Source organism: Enterobacter sp. S-33 (assembly GCF_028735835.1).
GTDB lineage: Bacteria > Pseudomonadota > Gammaproteobacteria > Enterobacterales > Enterobacteriaceae > Enterobacter > Enterobacter vonholyi.
The window spans coordinates 2,303,869-2,324,783 of the sequence record NZ_CP117838.1; the positions used below are offsets into that span (position 1 = coordinate 2,303,869).

The 20,915-nt window shown below is 58.8% G+C and carries 17 protein-coding genes; 9 read left to right on the plus strand and 8 right to left on the minus strand.

Annotated elements, in window-relative coordinates; translation table 11 throughout:
• Positions 1-6: 6 nt before the first annotated feature.
• The 5 genes from PUP35_RS10880 to opgC are packed head-to-tail and all read right to left on the minus strand — an operon-like array spanning position 7 to position 4,113.
• Entirely contained in the window at positions 7-432 is a 426-nt protein-coding gene (locus tag PUP35_RS10880) for an ATP-binding protein (protein WP_274243206.1), read from the minus strand.
• A complete protein-coding gene (locus tag PUP35_RS10885; RefSeq protein WP_023292380.1) occupies positions 433-771 on the minus strand; it encodes an STAS domain-containing protein in 339 nt (112 codons plus the stop codon). It lies immediately after the preceding gene.
• A complete protein-coding gene (locus tag PUP35_RS10890) occupies positions 761-1,975 on the minus strand; it encodes a PP2C family protein-serine/threonine phosphatase (RefSeq protein WP_274243207.1) in 1,215 nt (404 codons plus the stop codon). Before PUP35_RS10890 ends, PUP35_RS10885 begins: the two co-directional genes overlap by 11 nt.
• A gap of 9 nt (positions 1,976-1,984) precedes the next feature.
• Positions 1,985-2,884, minus strand: a complete 900-nt coding sequence (locus PUP35_RS10895; protein WP_115876070.1) for a hypothetical protein — start codon at positions 2,882-2,884, stop codon at positions 1,985-1,987.
• A gap of 11 nt (positions 2,885-2,895) precedes the next feature.
• The gene (gene opgC / locus PUP35_RS10900; RefSeq protein WP_136194891.1) at positions 2,896-4,113 is read right to left on the minus strand and encodes an OpgC domain-containing protein; all 1,218 of its coding nucleotides are present in this window, start codon (positions 4,111-4,113) and stop codon (positions 2,896-2,898) included.
• 280 nt (positions 4,114-4,393) lie between these two features.
• Here opgC and PUP35_RS10905 point away from each other — a divergent pair, with 280 nt between their 5' ends.
• From PUP35_RS10905 to PUP35_RS10945, 9 genes are all read left to right on the plus strand, one after another.
• Positions 4,394-6,211, plus strand: a complete 1,818-nt coding sequence (locus PUP35_RS10905) for a glycosyltransferase family 2 protein (protein ID WP_133294448.1) — start codon at positions 4,394-4,396, stop codon at positions 6,209-6,211.
• Positions 6,208-7,527, plus strand: a complete 1,320-nt coding sequence (locus PUP35_RS10910) for a DUF3131 domain-containing protein (protein WP_274239400.1) — start codon at positions 6,208-6,210, stop codon at positions 7,525-7,527. The genes PUP35_RS10905 and PUP35_RS10910 overlap by 4 nt, the downstream gene beginning before the upstream one ends.
• Entirely contained in the window at positions 7,524-9,071 is a 1,548-nt protein-coding gene (locus tag PUP35_RS10915) for a DUF3131 domain-containing protein (RefSeq protein ID WP_274239402.1), read from the plus strand. Before PUP35_RS10910 ends, PUP35_RS10915 begins: the two co-directional genes overlap by 4 nt.
• Complete coding sequence (locus PUP35_RS10920) at positions 9,056-10,450, plus strand: DUF3131 domain-containing protein (RefSeq protein ID WP_274239404.1); 1,395 nt, start codon at positions 9,056-9,058, stop codon at positions 10,448-10,450. The genes PUP35_RS10915 and PUP35_RS10920 overlap by 16 nt, the downstream gene beginning before the upstream one ends.
• A complete protein-coding gene (locus PUP35_RS10925) occupies positions 10,447-10,872 on the plus strand; it encodes a globin (RefSeq protein ID WP_127730963.1) in 426 nt (141 codons plus the stop codon). Before PUP35_RS10920 ends, PUP35_RS10925 begins: the two co-directional genes overlap by 4 nt.
• Before the next feature lie 10 nt (positions 10,873-10,882).
• On the plus strand, positions 10,883-13,549 hold the full coding sequence (locus PUP35_RS10930) for a hybrid sensor histidine kinase/response regulator (RefSeq protein WP_248174250.1): 2,667 nt from the start codon (positions 10,883-10,885) through the stop codon (positions 13,547-13,549).
• On the plus strand, positions 13,546-15,720 hold the full coding sequence (locus tag PUP35_RS10935; protein ID WP_274239410.1) for a glycoside hydrolase family 2 protein: 2,175 nt from the start codon (positions 13,546-13,548) through the stop codon (positions 15,718-15,720). Before PUP35_RS10930 ends, PUP35_RS10935 begins: the two co-directional genes overlap by 4 nt.
• 94 nt (positions 15,721-15,814) lie before the next feature.
• Positions 15,815-16,102 carry a VF530 family DNA-binding protein gene (locus PUP35_RS10940; protein ID WP_111963589.1) on the plus strand — a complete coding sequence of 96 codons (288 nt, stop codon included), beginning with the start codon at positions 15,815-15,817 and terminating at the stop codon, positions 16,100-16,102.
• Between the two features lie 7 nt (positions 16,103-16,109).
• On the plus strand, positions 16,110-17,402 hold the full coding sequence (locus PUP35_RS10945; RefSeq protein ID WP_274239413.1) for a glycoside hydrolase family 10 protein: 1,293 nt from the start codon (positions 16,110-16,112) through the stop codon (positions 17,400-17,402).
• Positions 17,403-17,441: 39 nt separating this feature from the next.
• On the opposite strand, the gene dsbG is transcribed toward PUP35_RS10945, so the two are convergent.
• The 3 genes from dsbG to PUP35_RS10960 are packed head-to-tail and all read right to left on the minus strand — an operon-like array spanning position 17,442 to position 20,885.
• Positions 17,442-18,200, minus strand: coding sequence for a thiol:disulfide interchange protein DsbG (gene dsbG / locus PUP35_RS10950; protein ID WP_274239414.1), 759 nt, complete (start codon positions 18,198-18,200; stop codon positions 17,442-17,444).
• Positions 18,201-18,241: 41 nt separating this feature from the next.
• Entirely contained in the window at positions 18,242-18,853 is a 612-nt protein-coding gene (locus PUP35_RS10955) for a DsbA family protein (RefSeq protein WP_115875118.1), read from the minus strand.
• A gap of 7 nt (positions 18,854-18,860) precedes the next feature.
• On the minus strand, positions 18,861-20,885 hold the full coding sequence (locus PUP35_RS10960; RefSeq protein ID WP_274239415.1) for a protein-disulfide reductase DsbD family protein: 2,025 nt from the start codon (positions 20,883-20,885) through the stop codon (positions 18,861-18,863).
• Positions 20,886-20,915 lie beyond the last annotated feature (30 nt).

Below are 20,915 nucleotides of genomic sequence, written 5' to 3' on the forward strand. Positions count from 1 at the left end.
CGCGGGTCATACGCTAATTTTCTTTTCAAGCGTGGCGATGTTTTCACCCGTCACGCGTTCCACAGTGAAACGATCGACGCTCAGCAAAATGAGCATCAGCCCCCTGCCGCTCTCCAGCAGCGGCGAGATTTCACAAAAACGGTCTCGCCTGGCGGCCTCAAGCCGCTCCAGCGGGAACGCGTCACCCGCGTCGGTAAAAACAATGTAGACATCGCTGTCGCGGATGTCGAACCGTACGCTGAATGCGCGCGAGGCATCCTCATGCAGCGCGTGGCGGATGATATTCGTCGCCACCTCACAGACGGCGAGATCGAGCGCGAAACGCCACTCATCATCTACGGGAAGCGCCCTCAGCCGCACTCCCAGCCAGCCGGCCAGCGGCGTCAGGGAACCGAGCACCGCCGGAAATTCTGCCTGCACCGGCGTCTGCATCTACTGCCCCAGCTGCGCAAGCGCGCTGCTTTTATCCGGATAGATACGGAATATGCGATCCATGCGGGTCAGGGTGAACATATTCATTATCCCGGGGTTCAGGGAGCACAGCGCCATGTCGCCTTTCCCGTTCATCAGCTTAAACAACGACACCAGCATTCCCAGCCCGCTGCTGTCGATGAAATCCACTTTGCTGAAGTCGACAATCAAGGCCTTGCGATCGTCGCCAATTTCTTCCGTGACGGACGCTTTAAACGTCGCGGCAACGGAGGCATCCAGCCGCCGGACCGCGGGCGTGAGAATGTTGGCGTGCGGTAGTCGTTCGGTGTTAATAATCATTCTGTTCTCCCTGACGCTCGATCACGAGCAGTGAAACGTCATCGGTTAAGGCGGTCGGTTCATCACGATTTGCGTTGCGCCAGCCGGTCAGGTGGTCACCGAACCGCGGCAGGAGCTGGTCAACCGGAAGTCGGGCATGGTCATGAAGCCAGCGTTCGAGACGCTGCGGGCCAAACTGCTCGCCGCTAACGTTCTCACACTCCGTAATACCGTCACTGAATAAGCATAAGCGATCCCCCGAATTGAGGGTAAACGCGACGTCCTCCCAGCTGAGGTCAGGCATCAGCCCCACCGGCGGGCCGCCGTTGCCCACGGACGTGACGGCGCTGTTTGCGTTCACAATGACGGGAGTTGGATGCCCGGCCTGACACAACAAACCCTTCCCACTATCTGGATCAATCACGCCGTAAATGATGGTGAAATAGCTGGTGATGTCGCTCTCTTCACTGCAAAAGCGGCTGTTCAGGATCCCGATCACCTCCGCAGGCGACTGAATGCCGCCCCGATCGGTAAACAAAAAACGGTCTACCACCCGGCCATGTAAGAACTGACGCGCCACCGCGAGGGACATCATCGCGGCCCCCACGCCGTGACCGGACACATCCACGCAATAGAACCCAATGTGAGAATCGAGTGGAAAAATATTGAACACATCGCCTGAGACCCACGCAGACGGCATGAAAAGCCAGTCGGAAAAGTAGTTCCCAAAACGTAAGCGGTGCGAAGGCAGCACCGAGTGCTGAACGCGCGCCGCGAGTTCAAGATCCTGTTCAATCTGATGCAACGCTTCACTCAGGCGCTTGTTGTGCGCCGCGAGGGTCGCCTCCAGGGTCAAAATACGGACCCCGGCGTGGAGCCGCGCCCGCAGTTCATCCTGCTCGACCGGCTTGCTTAAAAAGTCGTCCGCCCCGGCATCAAAGCCCTGCGTTAAATCCCCTGCATTCTCGCGGGCCGTCAAAAGAATGAGATATACATAGTGGCCAAACTGACGGTTGCGGATGGTCTGACACAGCGTGAGTCCGTCCATTTCCGGCATGTCCCAGTCGCTTATCACCATGCTGATCGGCTGGCTGGACAGTATTTCCAGCGCGGCGACGCCATTTTCCGCCTCGCTCACGATATACCCCCACTGGGTGAGCATTCGGGAGAGTAACCGACGATAAATCAGCGAATCTTCAACGATTAACACGTGCAGCGCCGACATACATCCCTCCTAAAGCGGTAAGAACCAGATGAGGCTCACGGTCCCTTCCCTGAATTTTGCATTCCCGTTACCGTGCCCCGGATAGCGCGTTCCCGCATAGTTCGCGTACTGGATGGAGAACGAACCCGGCGTATAGCCGGCATAACCGAAGCTGTAGCTGTAATCGCCGTTCCAGGGCTGCTGCTGGCTGCTGTCCGGGAACCAGAATGCCGTCGCGCGAACGAAGAAATGTTGTTTGAAGGTGTAGCCGCAGCCGCCGAGCATGACGTTTTTATTTTTGCGAATGTCATCGCTGCTGAGATCGTAGTAGCGCGGCACCCAGCTGTACCCGACCTGGCAAATGATGGAATCCCCTTTATTAATCAGGAGCGTGTTTTCGACCGGTTTCGGTAGCGAAAACTTGTAGGCCAGCGTAAAGGCGCCCTGTTCGAAATAGGTGTGTCGTCGGCTACCCGACGTCCAGAAGTGGTTATCGCCGTAGTTGCTGTAAACCAGACTGACGGTGTTGGCGTGCCAGTCATCGTAGCCGAAGCTGTAGCGAAAATCGGCGGTGTAGCGGCTGGTGTCTCTGACCGGCAGTCGGGACGTAATGTTGGCAAACCAGAAGCTGTAGGGGGAATACTGAAGGCTGAGATTTAGCGTCTGGTTAAACTTTTTCTTTTCCGTGGCGGTGTCTGAACTGTTCGGAATGCTCATCCACTGCTCTTTCAGTCCCGAGCTAAAGCTCAGCGCACCTGAGAATTTCTTGTCGTTACCCGAGAACAGGCGCCCCCAGCGGCTGGTAAAGACGCCTGCCTGAACGGGTTCGCCGTTCTTATCGCGCAGGGATTCATTTTCACTGCTTTGCGCCGCCTCCGCGGCGGGTATCGCGGCGAGCAGCACGCCCGCCAGAAGCCATTTTTCGCGCATAACCGCCATCCTTAGTTAGGTATCCAGCGTGCGCCGACGTCGTATTTTGCCATCAGCCACAAAATACCCAGTGCCGCCGCATGCACTAACGTGTTCTCTATCCAGGCATGACGCCATAAGTCGAAGGTGATGAACTGGCTCACCAGCAGCACCACGTACACATGCAAAATAAAGGTATAAAGCGAGTGCTGGCCGAGCGGGATCAGGAACCATCCCAGCAGGCGATTGAGCGGCGTCCAGCAATACGTCAGCACCAGGTAGACGGTGACCATCAGGGCGATATCGTTTAACACCCTTACCGGGCCCAGCCCGTTCTTCGCCGCCCAGGTGTGATAAAACGAATTGAAGCTGTCAGGCGGGATGACGTGCATCAGCAGCGCGGGCGGCATAAACGGGTTGGTATGGTTCTGGGCGACAAATCCCAGCACCAGCGACACCATGACCAGCGCCACTACCACCCCTTTCCCCGGCGGCGTCCGGGCGAAAGAGAGCAGTTCGGCTTTATACCAGCCGCTGGCCATGCCCAGCACAAAGATGAACTGCCAGGCGAGCAGCGGGAAGGCAAATTCGAATTCCGACGGCGTCAGCCGAAGCGGCCAGCGCTGCCACAGGCCGTACACCAGCAGCGACAGCCCCAGCAGCCACCAGACCTTTCCTTTCTGCAGCATCCCCAAAAATAGCGGGCTGAGTAGCAGCAAAAAGATATACAGCCCCAGAATTTGCGTCTGATGAGGGCCAATCTGCAAATAGAGGATAATGTTGAACCAGGTCTCTTTAATTTGCGGTGTAACAGGATAAAGCGACCAGCTTTCACCCGAAAAACGGTCGGTAAAATGGGTGACCTCGAAAACGTTAATATGCGGGATATAGGCCAGGAGAATAAAGGACACTATGATAATGATATTTACACGATATATTTTCCACGCCCTGAGATAAAGCCCCCAGGAAACCGTGAGCAAAACCACTTTTTGCAAACGCGCGCGGTTCAGCATGCCCAGCATAAACCCCGAGAGAATAACAAAACCTTCTGCACCGGTTGTTAACCCAAAACGCTCCCAGGAGAATATATTAAATACCGACATCACCTCCGTATGCGCCACGACCATCATGACGAGGGCAATGCCGCGCATAAAGTCGATTCTCAGGTCCCTGGCACCTGCAACGGCATACCTCCACGCTGTTGATTTAGCGTCATCTTCTTGCGCTACCGACGGCGCAACATGGCTCATAGGGTGTCCTTTGCCTGAAAACGAAAATTAAGGTCTAAATAAAGTAGATAGCCTAAAGGAATAGTAACCGCAATTTATCGTCAGCAGATGAAAGATATTAAGCAGAATTTAAGCTGAATTAACCACCGCTAAATATTAATAAAAACGTGGCTGGACACTTTTATTCGGCGTTCTACACTTATCTTAAATCTTGTTTAATCGCTATTTTCTTTCGCTTTTGGGCAACTGTCTGCGCAGCAGAATGGGTCTGCATTTTCACGGAATCAGGAACGCCGGAACTATGGATTTTTATTTTTCCCGTTTTGAACATCGTCGTCCTCCGGAACCGTTAACAACACCGCGCTGGGTAATGATGACCTGGCAGGTGTTGGCGGTCGCGGCGCTTATTCTGGGTGCCAATTATATTTACTGGCGCTGGACCGCCTCCCTGAATACTGACGCATTATGGTATGCCATTCCGCTGGTCCTCGCCGAAACCCTGGCGTGGATTGGCACCGTGCTGTTTACCATCAATTTGTGGAAAGAACAGGATCCTCCTCAAAGTCCGCCGCCCGGCGAAATTAACGAATGTCTGTCGCCTGAGGAGGCCGTTGAGCCCCGTCCCGTAAAGGTGGATCTGTTCATTGCCACCTACTCGGAAGACACCGAGCTGGTCAGGCTGTCCATTCGCGATGCCCTGAAGATGGCGTACCCGTTCCCGATTGACTACCGCATCCACGTGCTTGATGACGGCCGCCGCCCGGAGATGAAAGCCGTTTGTGAAGAGGAAGGCGTTAACTATATCACTCGCCAGACCAACATCGGCTTTAAGGCCGGCAACCTGCGCAACGGCCTTGAGCAAACCGACGGCGATTTCATTGTTATCTGCGACGCCGATACCCGGGTATTTCCCACCCTGCTCAGCCATACGCTGGGCTATTTTCGCGATCCGGACGTGGCCTGGGTACAGACGCCGCAGTGGTTCTTCGATCTTCCGGAAGGAGAAAACCTGTCGCGCTGGGGCCAGCGAAAAGCCGGAAAAGTGGGCTACGGTCTGGGCTGGCTGATTCAAAAGTGTGTTGGCCCGGTCACGATAGGCCGCGACCCGTTTTTTAACGATCCGCGCATGTTCTATGACGTGATCCTGCGGCGGCGCAACTGGGCGAACGCGGCTTTTTGCTGTGGCGCGGCGTCCATTCACCGTCGCGAGGCGGTCATGCAGGCCGCGCTGAGAAGCTACGTCTGGTCCGTCGAAGAGGAGATCCATCGTCACACGCGCGATATTCGCGATGAGGAGACCCGGGACGCGCTGCAGAATGCAATGCGTCCGCACGTGGCGTTTGACACCGAGCTTACCCCCTACAAATTCCACGTCTCGGAAGATATTTACACCTCGGTGCTGCTGCACGGTGACGCCGCACGACGCTGGCGCTCGGTTATGCATCCGCGGGTTGAGTCGAAGATGCTCTCTCCGCAGGATATGCTCACCTGGATGATCCAGCGCTTTAAGTACGCCGCCGGCTCGCTGGATATTTTGTTTCATGACAACATCTTCAGCCGTCGCCGCTTCAGGCTCTCTCTGCCCCAGACGCTGATGTATGCCACCACCTTCTGGTCATACATGGCCTGCGTATGGAACACGGTGTTTTTGATTTCACCCATTATCTATCTGTTCACCGGCATTCCGCCGGTGTCCGCCTGGTCGACGCCGTTCTATCTGCATTTTCTGCCGTTTTTTATTTTCTCCGAGCTGGCCTTTATGTTCGGCACCTGGGGGATCTCGGCCTGGGACGGCAGGGCCTCATACCTCTCCTTCTTTTCCATGAACCTGCGCGCGCTCAATACGGTGCTGCGGGGCGAACAGATCAAATTTCACGTCACGCCAAAAGAGCGGCAGACGGGCCGTTTTCTCTACCTGGTGAAGCCGCAAATTGCCATCGTGGTGCTGACCCTCGCAGGGCTTATCTGGGGCGGTATCCAGGTGGCGCGTGGACAGGTGGATGACCCCTCCGGCTATGTCATCAATATTTTCTGGGGAGGGGTGAACATCGCCGCTATGCTGCCGCTGATTTTCGCAGCCATGTGGACGCCCGCTGAAGAGGACGAGGTCACCCAATGAGGATACGTGATGCCCTGCTGCCCGCGCGCAGCTACCTCACCATTTTGCTCGGCTTCCTGATCGGCTTTGCCATTGTGGTCTGGGTGGAGAAACAGATGCCCACGCGCGTGGAAAGCAGCGGCGGCATCGCGCTCAGTAAAGACTTTCCGCCGCTGCCCACAAAACGGGCGCTGACCTATGACGAAGCCATCTGGGCTCGGGTCGCCTGGCAATACTACGTGAATAATACCCAGCCAAACGGGCTGGCGAACGCCAGCGACGGTGAACCCTGGCTGAGCCTCTGGAGCGTGGGAAGCTACCTGTTTGCGACCGCTGCCGCAGAGCAGCTCAATATTATTTCCGCCGATGAGTTTGACGAGAGAGTCAGCACCGCCGTGTTCACGCTGGGGCAACTGCCGCTCAATGACAAAGGTCTCCCCGCCGCCTATTACCATGCGGACACGCTCAAGATTCTGGGCAAGCCTGACGCCTCCGCAATCGGTCTGAGCCGGCTGCTGACGGCATTACAGACCCTGCTATGGCGCTATCCCCAGCACGCGGCGGCTATCCACGATCTGTTTAGCCTCTGGAACACCGGCGCTCTGATTGAAAATAGCGCTCAAAGTCAGGCAGCCGTGCCGCTCCACCACTGGACGCTCACCGATGACGAACAGCGGGACAGTTTTGGTTACCGTCTCTACGCCAGCCATACGCTGCGCCTGATTGACAGCGCGGCAGGACTCGCGGTGACCAACCCGCCTGAAGGGCAAAAGATGATCGATCTGGATGGCGTAATGGTGCCCGATGAAGGGCTACGCACGCCCTGGGGCAAGCAAACTTCGCTGATCAGTCTCCCCTACCTGTTAACCGGTCTTGAGCTGGGCTTTGATGCGCAGAGCGCTGAAATTGCGTGGAGGATTATGCAGATCCAGCTGCGGCGCCACGGCCTGCGCGCGCCAAAACCGCCGATCAGCACGGATTATGCCGAACCCGCGCCGGATTACGTTAACGATCTGCCGGACAGGCAGCCGGTACAGGCGCGTAACCTGCGCGACGAGGTGCCGGAGAAAGTGGCGATTACCTCCACCCGCACCGCGTTTGCCTGGTATGCCCTGTTCCGCAACAGCTGGAGCGAAGCGTTGCGCCAGCAGGTTCTGCCGCTTCAGGTGCCGGGTAAAGGCTGGCAGCGCGGGTTAAATCTCAACAACAGCGTCAATGGCGTCGTAGACGCCGATACCAACGCCATTGTGCTGGAAAGTCTGTCTTACATCGCGCATGGCCAGATGCTCTGTCTGGCCTGCCTCTACACTTCCCCCTCAGCAGGAGCAACGCCATGAAGCCACGATCCCCGATCCTTTTCCACCTGCTCACGGGAATAACGATCTGCTGGCTGGCGCTATCGACCGTGCGTGCGGACACCGAGCTCCCTGCATCAGGTTACTCCCCGCGCAGCGGCGAGCTGACCGCCCGAGAGATGACCATAGCCAAAAACGCCTGGCAGTATTTCGTCTCCAACTATCAGTCCACGACGGGCCTGGTGAATGCGGTCAACAAATATCCCTCCACCACCATGTGGGACAGCGCCTCCTATCTGGCCGCCCTGACGGCGGCGCGCGAGCTCGGGATCGTTGATAAAGCGGAATTTGACCGCCGGATGCTGAAATTCCTCGCCACGTTAAACACCCTGGTACTGTTCCGCAACGAACTCCCCAACAAGGCCTATAACACCATCAGCGGCCAGAAGGTGGACTACACCAACAAGCCCGGCGAAATTGGCTTCTCGGCGCTGGATATCGGGCGAATGCTGGTCTGGCTGAAAATCATCAAGGAGCGTTACCCGGAATACGGCAACAGCATTGATAACGTGGTGCTCGGCTGGGATTTCAGCCACGCGATCGACCCCTGCGGCACGCTGTACGGGGCCTATCTGGAGAACGGCCAGCCGAAGTACGTTCAGGAAGGTCGACTGGGCTATGAAGAGTACGGCGCGGCCGGTTTCCAGCTGTGGGGGTTTAATACCTGCAAAGCCAGCCGTCCGCAGCCTTACGAGCTGGCCGAAATCTACTGCGTGCTGGTCCCGTACGATACGCGCGACCCGCGCAACACGTCACAGCATAACTACGTGGTGACGGAATCCTACCTGCTCTACGGGCTGGAGTTCGGCTTTGATAAACCGACCGACCGGGATAACGCCCCGCGCGACTACTCCCTGACGTGGATGAAAAACTTTGCCGACCGCGTTTATCAGGCTCAGGAGAACCGCTATACCATTACCGGCGTCCTCACCGCGCGCTCCGAGCACCAGCTCGATAAGGCCCCTTACTTCGTCTATGACACCGTCTTCAGCGACGGGTACAACTGGAACACCATTACCGATAAGGGACAGTTCGTCCCTAACGCTGCCGCGATTTCGCTGAAGGCGGCGCTGGGCATGTGGGTGCTGTGGAACTCACCTTATACCGACCGCCTGCTGAATACCATTGAGAATGCCAACGAAGAGGGAAAAGGCTACTACGAAGGGCTGTATGAAAACGGTGACGGCCCGATCAAAGAGTTCACCGCGAACAACAACGGCATCATGCTGGAGGCCCTGTTGTTCAAAAAAGAGGGAAAACTGCTGGCCTTCAACACCGACAATCCGAAGAGCAAGGATTTTGCCCCGTCCCTGTGGGATCAAAAGCTGCTCGATCAGTTTGAAGAGAACAACGCGCTGCGCAGCCGTCCGTTCCTGACCAGCACACCAGCCGTAAAAAGCTGGTGCGACCGGACCGGCGTCACGCAACGCACCAAACCCGCCTGCCAGGCCTGTCAGTGCGCGTCATGCAGCGTGGACGAGCCCGTTAAACTGCCTCCGGTGACTGCGCAATGCTTAAAACCTTAGCCAGAGGGCTTGCGGGATTACTCCTTGCAGGCGCGATCGTCTTTGCGCTGTTTGCCCATCAGGGCGCAGGCTGGCGCTGGCTCATCAGTGGCGGCTGGCACTCGAGCGCGCGTATTGCCGCCCTGACGCCGGAAGAGCAGACGTGGGCGGCGATCGCCTGGCGCTATTTCGTCAATAATACCCAGCCGCAAACCGGGCTGGTCAACGGCAGCGACAAACAGCCCCGCGTCACGCTCTGGCAAATGGGCGACACGCTTATCGCCCTGCTGGCGGCAAAAGAGCTGGGGCTGATTGACGACGCCGAATATGACGCTCGCCTGACGCGGCTGATGGGCACCCTCAACCGCCTGATGCTGACCGAGGCCCGGACGCCGGGTCGACTCTATTCCAGCCAGACGGCGACGCCGATCGACTTTAGCGGCAAGCCCGTTAAAAATGGCTGGTCCGCGCGCGACATGGCGCGTCTGATGCTCGCCCTGCGCCTCACCGCAGAGCGGGAACCGCAGTACAGCGAATACCTGGATAAAATCATCCTGCGCTGGAATTTCTGTCCGGTCATCGATCGTGAAGGCGAACTGTGGTCATCTTCCCTGCAAAACGGCCAGCCGGTGGTGCGCGAGGAGCTGCGCCTGGGCGAGAGCGAATATGCCGCAACGGCGTTTCGGCTGTGGGGGTTTTCCCCGGAGAAAGCGTTTACGCCCCCGGCGCACCACGTCATCATCGCCCAGCGGCGTCTGGCCGTCGATGCCCGGGATCCGCGCACCACGTGGCAACCCTCCCTGATCGCCACCCTTCCCTATATGCTGCCGGGCCTGGAGTTTGGCTGGGAGCCCGAAGGCGTTGCGGCCGATCGGCAAAAGCACCTGCGCAAGCAGGCCGAAAACGTCTGGCTGAGCCAGAAGAGCCGCTGGGAGACCGATAAGATCCTGACGGCCAGAGCAGATTTCTCGCTTCCGCAGGCGCCCTGGCATATCCAGGATACGGTCTGGGGAAACGGCTATGCCTGGAACTCTGTCGGTGACGATGGCCGGGACTACACCCGTTTCGCGCAGGTATCGACCAAGGCGGTCTTTGCCCTGTGGGCCCTGTGGGACACCCCTTACACCGACGTGCTGATGGCGGTGACAAAGCATCTTAACGATCCGCAAAAAGGCTGGTACGAAGGCCGCCAGGAAGCCACGGGCGATACTAACGCTGCGCTCACCCTTTCCACCAATGCCACGGTGCTGGAAGCCCTGTTCTTTAAGCACAACGCGGGCCCCCTGTTTGACGCCCGCCGGGCCAAAAAAGAGAGCTACTTTACGCGCCGTGTGGCAGATGACTATACGCCCGTCGGGCACTGTCTACCGGGCGAAAACGCCGTAAGGAGGACGCCGTGAAATTTTACCGCGATCTGTTTGAATCCAGCCTGAACCGCGTCTTTCCGGATAATGACAAAACGGCGTTTTTCCAGACGTTCTATGACGCCTTCGTTCATATGTCGCCCGAGACGGAGCAGCATTTTTCTCGCCTGCCGGATAGCGAGGGTCAGCAGACCCTGTTTAAGAGTTTCTTCGCCATGCTTGCGGTGGACGGCGCGTTAATCGTGCCTGATTTTCTCGAGCGCCTGGCGCGGGAGCAAGGCGACGACGGTCTCCACCTCCCCCCGCGTTTTTTCGCCCTGTGGCGCGAAGCCATGTTGAACACGGTGAGCCTGCGCGATCCGCAGTGCGACGATGAAATCCTGACGGCCTGGGCCATGGCGATCGCGCCCGGGCTGGAATACCTGCGCCGACAGGCAGAACTTCACTACCGCGCGTAGGAGGATCACGATGAGCGCATTCACGTACGATCTTAACGCGCTGCCGGCGGCCGTCATGATTTATGACCGCGAGGAACGCCTGCAGGCCTGGAATCACAACGTGGCCCTGTTTTATCCGGTCATCACCCCGTGGCTGAAGGCGGGCACAACGCTGGAGTCGCTGGCGGAACGCTTTATCGACGCCGTTTACAACGTCGACCCTGGCCTGCGTCAGACGCTGCGCGAGTCGATCGTGCGCAACTGTCGGCAGGATAAACACTGCGAAGTGCGGCAGGCGGGCCAGCGGCGCATCTTCGTCCAGCACCAGCGCCTTGCGGACGGCGGCATTGTCAGCCTGCACAGCGATATTACCGAGCTGGATGAAGCGCAGCGGGCGCGGCACCAGCTGCATGACGATTTTCTGCTGACGGCGGAATCCATCCATATCGGGATCTGGGACTGGCAGGTTTCCGGCGACACGCTCCAGGTCAACGATACCCTGCTTGCCATGCTGGGCCAGTCGCGCACCCAGTGGCGATATCCGGTGCGTTTTTTACTTAACCAGGTTCACGAGGACGATCGCGCAGCGCTGCGCAAGGCTCTACAGGCTTCGAAGCAGGATCATCGCCCGGTCTTTGAATGTGAAATTCGCGTGCATCACCCTACCGAAGGACTGCGCTGGATGCTGCTCTCCGGCCAGGTGGTCACGCTCTCTATTGAGGGAAACGCCGAGCGCGTGATTGGCACGCTGCAGGATATTACGCGCCGCAAGGAGGCTGAAATTCAGGCGTTCGCCTCGGCCATTGAGGCACAAAAAGCCAACGAGGCAAAAAGCGCGTTCCTGGCGAATATGAGCCATGAAATTCGCACGCCAATGAACGGCATTATTGGCATGACCCAACTGTGCCTGGATACGGCGCTCAGCGCCGATCAGCGCGATTACCTGACGCTGGTGATGAGTTCTGCCCAGTCTTTGCTGCACATCATCAACGATATTCTCGACTTTTCCCGAATCGAAGCCGGCAAAGTGGAGCTGGAGGCGGAGCCCGTCCCGGTCCGCCCCTTTATTCAGTCGCTTATTCGCCCGCACATGCCGGGGGCCAGCGAAAAAGGCATCGAGCTGCTGGTCGATATTGCGCCCGACGTCCCCGACGTGCTGCTGGTCGACGGCGCGCGACTGCGCCAGGTCCTGACCAATCTGCTGGGCAACGCGCTGAAATTTACCCATAAGGGAGAAGTGATCCTCATTGTTGAACCCGGCGATAGCGCGGAACACTGGCGTTTTCGCGTGCGCGACAGCGGCATTGGCATACCTTCAGATAAGCAGAAAGCCATTTTTGAAGCCTTCAGCCAGGCGGATAACTCAACCACCCGACGCTATGGCGGTACGGGGCTCGGGCTAACCATCTCTGCGCGACTGGTCGCGGCGATGGGCGGCGAATTAACGGTGTCCAGCGAGCCGGGGAAAGGCAGCGAATTTTCCTTCGCGCTGCCGCTTGCAACCCAGGCGCCTGGCCCGGAGGAACGCCGGCATAGCCATAGCTTTAACGGGGAGCCCGTGCTGGTGGTTGATGATAACGCGACCAACCTGCGGCTATTGGCCGCCATGCTTAGCCAGATGGGGCTGAAACCCACCTGCGTCAACAACGCCAGCGAGGCCATCAACCGGGTTAAAGCGGGAACAGCATGGCCGCTGATCCTGCTGGACGCGCAGATGCCGGATATGGACGGCGTGTCGCTAGCCCTCGAACTTTCGGTGCTGCCGCAGGTTGCTGAGAGCCACATCATCATGCTGAGCTCCATGAGCCGACATTTTGATATCAATATGCTGAAGCGGATCGGTATCCAGAACTACCTGCATAAACCTATCGCCCAGAATGAATTGCATCAGGCGATTGCCGCGGCGTTTGAACGTGCGCCGAAGACGGTGAGTGAAAGCGCGCCCGCGCCCACCGTCGCGCCGGACACTGCGGGGCTCAGGGTCCTGCTTGCGGAAGATAATCTGGTCAACCAGAAGGTCGCCGCGCGCCTGCTCGAGCGGCTCGGCCACATCTGTCAGATCGTCGATAATGGCGTCGCGCTGCTGGAACGCTGGCGCGCGGGCGTGTGGGACGTTTTGCTGATCGATCTTCAGATGCCAGAGATGGACGGTGAGACCGCCATTCGCCTGCTGCGTGAAGAAGAACGCGCCCGGCCCGGACCGGCTCAGCCCACCGTCGCCATGACGGCACACGCCATGCAGGGGGATAAAGAGCGCTGTCTTCAGATGGGTTTCGACGGCTACATTGCCAAACCCATCAGCCAGGAGCGTCTCGCTGAAGAGATTGCTCGCGTGCTCCCGCGCCACGATGCCCCTTCCGACTTCCCGGATGAAGCACGCCTGCTGAAGCAGTGTGCTGACGACCCTGCTCTGGTTCAGGAGCTGCTGGCCCTGTTTGGCGAAGGGCTGGAGGAGGCCATGAAGACCATCACCCTGGCTATCGACAGCGACGATCGTGACGCGCTGCGCCGCGCGGCCCACAAGCTACGGGGAGAAGCCGTCACCCTGGACTTCAGCACGCTCGCACAGCAGCTACAGGTGCTGGAGAGCGAGGCGCACACGCTGGAGGGGCAACAGCTTACGACGCTAAACCAGCAGCTTCAGAAGGAATCGCTGCGCCTGATGGCGTGGCTCAACGCGCGCGGGGTAAACGCATGATTGCTCGCAACTGCGCGCTGCTCGTTGCCCTGTTGACCACCCACACGGTGGCGAACTCTGCGCCGGTCAGCTGGTCTCTTGCTGGAGAATGGCAGGTTCAGGACGCCAATAATAGCGCGCATCCTGCCGCATCAGGCTGGCGCCCGCTTCAGGTCCCCGCCAACTGGTACAGCGCCGGGTACGATCATCAGGGCGCGCTGTGGTACAAGCACGCCTTTTCCCTGCCCGTGCAGCCGCCCGACGTAATGAGCACCCTGGTTTTTGACGGCGTCGATTACCTGGCCGAGGTCACCCTGAACGGCCAGCCGCTCGGCCAGCATGAGGGCTATTTTCAGCGCTTTTCGCTGGATGCCAGCCAGGCGTTACAACGTCACAACCGACTGGTGGTCAGGGTGGACAGCCCTTACGAAGATCCCAATAAGGTCTGGCCGCTGCATAAAACGCTCATGAAAGGGATCCTTAACCAGCATGACACGCGTCCCGGCGGGGCCTGGTCGCCGCAAGGACAGGACGCCAACTCGGGCGGCATCTGGGCACCGGTGAGGCTGCATCTTAGCCGGGGCGCCACACTTGATGAGACCATCCTGCGACCAGACTGGTCACAGGGGCTGACGCACCCCGCGCTGAAAGCAGATATTCGCTATCGCGCGCTCGGTCAGGGCCCGGCGACCGTCCGTCTCACCGCCACGCCCGCCAATTTCAGCGGCAAGCGCTTCCAGGCTGATTTTCCGGTTACCCTCGAAAGCGGCGCCCATTCCGTGCAGCTGACGCTGCCCATGCCGAAGGCAAAGCTGTGGTGGCCCGTCGGTACCGGAAAACCGCACCTGTATACCATTCGCGTGGCATTACGCGATGAAAACGGCCTGATGGATACGGCGGTCACCCGCACCGGGCTGCGCAAGATCGTCGAGCAGCCCGACAATAAGGGCTGGCTCATTAACGACAAACGCCTTTTCATTAAGGGCAGCAATTACATCGGCTCCCCCTGGCTCAGCACCATGACGCGAGAAAAATACCGTCGCGATCTTCGTCTGGTGGAAGCCATGAACGCCAACGCCATACGCGTGCACGGACACGTTGCTGGGCGCGCGCTGTATGACGTGGCCGATGAGATGGGGATGATGATCTGGCAGGATGTTCCGCTGCAGTGGGGCTACAACAACAGTGCGGCTTTCACGGAAAATGCGGTTCGACAGACGCGGGAGATGATCGAACAGTTCGGTAACTCCCCCGCCATTATCGTCTGGGGCGGGCATAACGAACCGCCGTGGAACTCGCCCTGGATGGAAAAACGCTTCCCGGACTGGAATAAAAATCTCAACCGCGAACTCACGCAAAAGGTAGCGGATACGCTTGCCGAAGATACCTCCCGCATCGTGCACCGCTTCTCCGCCGTTGAGGAGCATTACTGGGCGGGCTGGTACTTTGGTACCGTACGCGACCTGCTTGCTCCGGCTAAAACGGGGATCATCACCGAGTTCGGCGCGCAGGCGCTTCCCCGCCTGTCAACGCTAAAAACCATCATCCCGGCGGCGTCGCTCTGGCCAAAAACGACCGCCGCTGACGATCCCGGCTGGACCGTCTGGAAATACCATAATTTTCAGCCCTTCCAGACCTTTAAGTTTGCCGGTATTCCGCGCGGGAAGAACATTCAGGCGATGATTCGCAATACTCAGGCGTACCAGTCTCAGCTGGTGGCCACGGCGGCAGAGAGCTACCGTCGACAACGCTACCAGCCGGTGACGGCCCTGTTCCACTTCATGTTTGTAGAAACCTGGCCCTCCATCAACTGGGGCGTGGTGGACTACCTGCGTAAGCCTAAAGCCGGGTTTTACGCCTTAAAACGCGCCTACCAGCCTGTTCTGCCGTCCATTGAACCGGTGACGGCGCAGTGGCAATCCGGGGCGGCGGGGAGCGTGCGTCTGTGGGCCATCAACGACACCTGGAAACCGTGCCGCGAATGCCGTCTGACCTGGCGCATCACCCAGCGCGACAAGGTGCTGGCAAAAGGCACGACGGCGATGACGATCGCAGCAGATTCGGGAACGATGGTTAAAACGCTTACGGCCACGCCCGTGGGCCAGGACGACGTGTCGATTCGGTTTACGATTGAAAACAGCTCGGGAAAAATTATCGGTGAAAATCAGCGCACGGAGTCCGTTATAAGGTGAGCGAGGGGAAAAGGAAAATTGCCGCTTCCCCTGCTTTCTTGTACCCTTTCAGCGTTTATCCCAATCACTTAAAAATCGAGACATCCGGACGCCTATGACTGCACATATTTCCAAAGATCCTTTGCATGGCGTAACGCTGGAGATGATGGTCAACGCCCTGGTGGCGAAATATGGCTGGAGCGAATTGGGCGACCGAATCAAAATTAACTGTTTCAGAAAAGACCCCAGCGTTAAATCGAGCCTGAAATTTCTGCGCCGTACCCCGTGGGCGCGCGCGGAGGTCGAAGCCCTGTATCTGGACTCTCTCGATGATGAGGGAAATACAGAGCAGGCGGCGCCCGCATTTAATCCCTGGGCCAACAGCAGGATTATCAAGAGCTAATACGCAAATGACGCGACACGTAAAACGGATTGGTGCGCTGGCTGCCTGCGCACTTTTACTTGTAAGCTGCTCCTCAAAACCACCCAAATCACTGGTTACCCCTCTCCCCACCGTCAGCAAACCGACGCCGCAGGCAAACCAGCCGATGCGCGGGATCTGGCTGGCGACCGTCTCGCGTCTCGACTGGCCGCCGGTGGCCTCGGTGAATGGCCGCAGCGCGGACCAGCGCATCGCGATGCAAAAGCAGGCGCTGATTGCAAAACTCGACAACCTTAAGCAGCTCGGCATCAACACGGTATTTTTCCAGGTGAAGCCGGACAGCACGGCGCTCTGGTCATCCAAAATTTTACCGTGGTCAGATATGCTGACCGGCAACATCGGTGAGTATCCGGGATACGATCCGCTGCAGTTTATGCTTGATGAAGCGCACAGGCGCGGCATGAAGGTCCATGCCTGGTTTAACCCCTATCGCGTATCGACCAACACCAAGCCGTCCACCATCGCCGCCCTTAACCGGACCGCCTATCAGACCCCGTCCAGCGTTTATGTCCAGCACCCGGAATGGGTCCGCATCTCGGGCGACCGCTTTGTGCTCGACCCGGGCATTCCGGAGGTGCGCGACTGGATAACCAAAGTGGTCACCGAAGTGGTGGCGAACTACCCGGTAGACGGCGTGCAGTTTGATGATTACTTCTATGCCGAATCGCCCGGCTCCGCGCTGAATGATTCGCAGACCTGGCGGCAGTACGGCCAGGGGTTTGCCTCGAAAGCCAACTGGCGAAGACACAATACGCAGCAGCTGATCGTCCAGGTCTCCCGCGCGATCAAGCAGACAAAGCCCAACGTGGAGTTTGGCGTCAGCCCGGCGGGCGTGTGGCGTAACCGCTCCTTTGACCCGGCAGGCTCCGACACCCGCGGCGCTGCGGCCTATGATGAATCCTACGCCGATACGCGTCAGTGGGTGCAGCAGGGCCTGCTGGACTATATTGCCCCGCAGATATACTGGCCCTTCGCCCGTGATGCGGCGCGCTATGACGTGCTGACCAGATGGTGGGCCGACGTCGTCAAGCCGACCCACACGCGCCTGTATATCGGCATTGCGTTCTACAAGGTTGGCGAGCCGTCGAGAAACGAGCCGGACTGGACGGTTCAGGGCGGCGTGCCGGAGCTGAAAAAGCAGCTCGATCTCAACGATTCGCTGCCCAACGTCAACGGCACCATCCTGTTCCGTGAAGATTACCTGAACCAGCCGCAGACCCAGCAGGCAGTAAATTACCTCCGTGGACGCTGGGGTAGCTAAGTAACGATCAGGCAGAAACGCCCGTTTCTGCCTGTTTTTTTACGGCTTCGGCCCGAACATCGCCTCGAGCTGCTGCGCATCCGGCATCCCCACCACCTGCTGCAGCTCTTTTTCCGCATTCAGATAGTAAATGGCCGGCGTGGCGTTTGCGCCCAGGCTGTCCATCAGCGCCTGATGTTTTTGCAGGATCGCTACCGTTTCGCGGGAAGCGTCCCCTTCAGGCTTGGGCAATTTTTTCCCACCGGAAAGCTCGTATTCGCGCCAGGCCGAAACCGGATCTTTCGCATTCAGAATCGCTGAGGCGTTACGTCCGCTGTTGGGGTTGAGAAACGCCACCAGCAGCGTGTTAAGCTGAACCTTGCCGGCCTTCACCCACGGCTGCGCTTCGGACCAGAACTGCTTGCAGTACGGACAGAACGGATCGGCAAAGACAAAGACCTTACGCGGGGCACTATCCGCCCCTTCCTTCAGGGGATGCGCCGCGCTGAGGTTCTTCCACATCTCGCGTCCCATTGGGGCGTAGATCTCTTTCTGGAAGTAGCCCTCGCTGAGGTTCTTCCCTTTGTCATCATAAAGATAACCTGAGATCACGTGCTTGCCGTCCGGCGTGAGAAAGAGCGTCACGCCCATATCCTGATACTGCCCGAGCCAGGCTGGCGCACCGCCGGGAGCATCCAGCTTCTTGATGATTTTGATCTGCTGCTGCTCGCTGAACTGCTTCACCACATCCGGTATGGCTTCAGCCGCCTGTACCAGCCCTGACGTCGCCAGCGCCGAAAGTAACAGTAATTTTTTCATTTCCCTCTCCGGTTTATCGGGGGCATTTTGCCCCCTTCAGGTTAGCGGTTTTTCAGTGCTTCACTGACCATTTCGTCGAATTGTTCGAACGGCACCCAGCCGGGAAGCAGCCCCTCGCCGATAAGCGTGGCGGGCGTGCCCTGGATCCCCATTTTTTCCGCCACAATGAGGCTGCGCCTGATCGTCAGAAAACTCTCCTCGTCCGGCGTCGTCACGCTCACGCCCGCCCGCTTTTGCGCCTCCTGAATGCTGGCGTCATCGTGGTACCCCTTTTTCGCCATCAGGGTGTGGTTCAGCTTCATAAACTGCTCAGGATGCGCACGCCAGACGGTTAGCGCGTCTCGTGCGGCGGTCAGCGAACTTTCCGAACGGAAAGGTAAAAACTTAAAGACCACCGCCACGTCCGGATGTTTTTCGACAATCTTCTCCAGGTACGGATCGAATTTTTTACAGTACGGGCAGTTGTAGTCGGTAAACACCACCAGGGTGAGCTTTGGGTTTTTCGCGCCGATGCGCGGGGAGTTTGGATCGTTAAACAGGAAATCAGCGATCGTCTTCTGCGCGCGCTGCTCCTGGTCCGGCGTCAGCGGCTGCGCGGCAAATACCTGAACCGGGGCCAGCAGGAGCAGCAGCGTAATAAGGAATTTTTTCATGACACAGTTAGCCTTTTGCGTTGTTCAGGGTGGTGACCAGGGTGCGCTTGTCCAGCAGCGGCGAGAGGATCTCGCCATCAGGCAGGCCGGGGCCATAGACCGCGTTAAACGGAATGGCGTAGCGGTTTCGCTTCGCCAGAAAATCCGCGATAAACGCGGACGGCTGGCTCCAGTCCCCGCGCAGGGCCACCACGTCCGGCTGGCGCAGCGCGGCAATCACGTCCGGCTGGCTGAGTACGCGGTGCTCGTTAACTTTGCACGTCACGCACCAGTCCGCGGAAATATCCACAAACACCCGTTTCCCCTGCGCCAGCGCGTTCTCGATACCCTCTTCGCTGAGCGGCTGCCACGGTATAGTCTGCGCAACGTTTTGTGCCGGAGCGTCAGGCGGCGCGTTAAGCAGACCGCGCACCTGATACCCGCCGAACGCCGACAGCGCGATGACCACCAGCCAGAACAGCGGCGAAGATTTTTGCCCCTTTAGCGCAAACAGCACCAGCGCGACGGCAGTCAGCCCCAGCATCACGATCTGGCTGACCTCCTCGCCCAGATGCACGCTCAACAGCGTCGCCAGCCAGAGGCTGGAGACCAGCATCATCAAGCCGAGGATGACCCTGAGCGTGTTCATCCAGCGGCCGGGTTTCGGCAGCAGCATGGCCGTTTTCGGCACCAGGGCAACGAACAGCCACGGCAGGCTCATGCCCACGCCCAGCATCAGGAAGATAAGCCACAGGGCGTGCAGCGGCGCGCCAAGGGCAAACGCGACCGCGGTACCGAGGAACGGCGCGGAGCACGGCGTCGCCAGCAGCGTGGCGAACATTCCTTCGCAGAAGCTGCCGCCGATCCCCGATCCTCCTGCCGTCGCCAGTCGTCCGGCGGCAGAAGAAGGGAGAAGCATCTCAAACGTCCCAAACAGGTTCAGCGCAAACAGGAAGGTCACGGCAACCATCAGGCCGATAAACCACGGGTTCTGGAACTGAATGCCCCACCCCAGCGACGCTCCGGCCAGCTTCAGCGCGGTGACCATCCCGGCCAGCAGCATAAAGGAGGTGAGGATCCCGGCGCTGGTGGCGAGGAAGCGCAGCCGGATGGCACGCCTGTCCGATCCCGCCTGCAGGATGCTGTTAAGCTTCATGCCCATCACCGGCAGCACGCATGGCATCAGGTTCAGGATCAGCCCGCCTAATAGCGCAAAGAGCACCATTTTTCCCGTCCCGTCCGGCACGGAGGTCTCTTCGGGCGTTGTCCCAACGGTCATGGTGGTTTGCTGCGCCCGATCGCCGTTGGTCAGCACAAACGACAGCCTTTTGCCTGCCAGCGAGGCGGGTTTATCACCCCATTCGTCGGTCACGGGTACCGTCACCCGAAGCGCAGTGCCGTCATGTTTAATGACCGGCTCGCCGGGCAGAATGTCACCCTCCAGCGGGTCAAAGTAGATCCCCGGATTGTCCCACTTCCCGTCCGTGGTGCCGGTAATCACCAGCTTGTCGCCAGAGAGCCAGGCGGAGAGATCCGTGGATACGCCAGACGTGCCCGGCACGGCGCGCATCGCTTGCTCGAAGGCGCTGCGGAAGCCCTCATCCACCGGCTGGGTAAAATCGAGGTGGAGCGGGTAGTCCGTCAGCAGGCAGACGTTGCTGCACGTAGAGAGCGTCAGCGTCCCGTCGAGCGTGTCGCCCTTCGCTCCGTCGAGCGTAATCGGGATCGTCACCATATCGTGATAGCCCTGCGTGGTCATGCCGGAGATTTCGAAGCGCGACGGCACCGGCCAGGACCAGCTGTCCGTTACGCCTTCCGGCCAGCTGATTCTCGGCGCCACGCCGCCCTCGCCCGGCGATCGCCAGTAGGTTTTCCAGCCGGGCTTTAGCTCAACGGTGAGCAGGCCCTTAATGTGCGTTTGTTCCCTCTCCGCCTGAAAGCGGATGCGGGCGTGATCGTTTTGTGGGGAGACCAGCCAGCCGGTGTCCGCCGCATGGGCAATGCCGATGCAGGACAGCCACAGGAAGACGAATCCCCTGAAGAGGTTAACCATGTTGTACTCCGTGAACAGTGAAAAATTATC

Bases quoted from the DNA above. Each gene is read 5' to 3' on its own strand.
- PUP35_RS10880 (WP_274243206.1), bottom strand. From the start codon at position 432: ATGCAGACGCCGGTGCAGGCAGAATTTCCGGCGGTGCTCGGTTCCCTG.
- PUP35_RS10885 (WP_023292380.1), bottom strand. From the start codon at position 771: ATGATTATTAACACCGAACGACTACCGCACGCCAACATTCTCACGCCC.
- PUP35_RS10890 (WP_274243207.1), bottom strand. From the start codon at position 1,975: ATGTCGGCGCTGCACGTGTTAATCGTTGAAGATTCGCTGATTTATCGT.
- PUP35_RS10895 (WP_115876070.1), bottom strand. From the start codon at position 2,884: ATGCGCGAAAAATGGCTTCTGGCGGGCGTGCTGCTCGCCGCGATACCC.
- opgC (WP_136194891.1), bottom strand. From the start codon at position 4,113: ATGAGCCATGTTGCGCCGTCGGTAGCGCAAGAAGATGACGCTAAATCA.
- PUP35_RS10905 (WP_133294448.1), top strand. From the start codon at position 4,394: ATGGATTTTTATTTTTCCCGTTTTGAACATCGTCGTCCTCCGGAACCG.
- PUP35_RS10910 (WP_274239400.1), top strand. From the start codon at position 6,208: ATGAGGATACGTGATGCCCTGCTGCCCGCGCGCAGCTACCTCACCATT.
- PUP35_RS10915 (WP_274239402.1), top strand. From the start codon at position 7,524: ATGAAGCCACGATCCCCGATCCTTTTCCACCTGCTCACGGGAATAACG.
- PUP35_RS10920 (WP_274239404.1), top strand. From the start codon at position 9,056: ATGCTTAAAACCTTAGCCAGAGGGCTTGCGGGATTACTCCTTGCAGGC.
- PUP35_RS10930 (WP_248174250.1), top strand. From the start codon at position 10,883: ATGAGCGCATTCACGTACGATCTTAACGCGCTGCCGGCGGCCGTCATG.
- PUP35_RS10935 (WP_274239410.1), top strand. From the start codon at position 13,546: ATGATTGCTCGCAACTGCGCGCTGCTCGTTGCCCTGTTGACCACCCAC.
- PUP35_RS10940 (WP_111963589.1), top strand. From the start codon at position 15,815: ATGACTGCACATATTTCCAAAGATCCTTTGCATGGCGTAACGCTGGAG.
- PUP35_RS10945 (WP_274239413.1), top strand. From the start codon at position 16,110: ATGACGCGACACGTAAAACGGATTGGTGCGCTGGCTGCCTGCGCACTT.
- dsbG (WP_274239414.1), bottom strand. From the start codon at position 18,200: ATGAAAAAATTACTGTTACTTTCGGCGCTGGCGACGTCAGGGCTGGTA.
- PUP35_RS10955 (WP_115875118.1), bottom strand. From the start codon at position 18,853: ATGAAAAAATTCCTTATTACGCTGCTGCTCCTGCTGGCCCCGGTTCAG.
- PUP35_RS10960 (WP_274239415.1), bottom strand. From the start codon at position 20,885: ATGGTTAACCTCTTCAGGGGATTCGTCTTCCTGTGGCTGTCCTGCATC.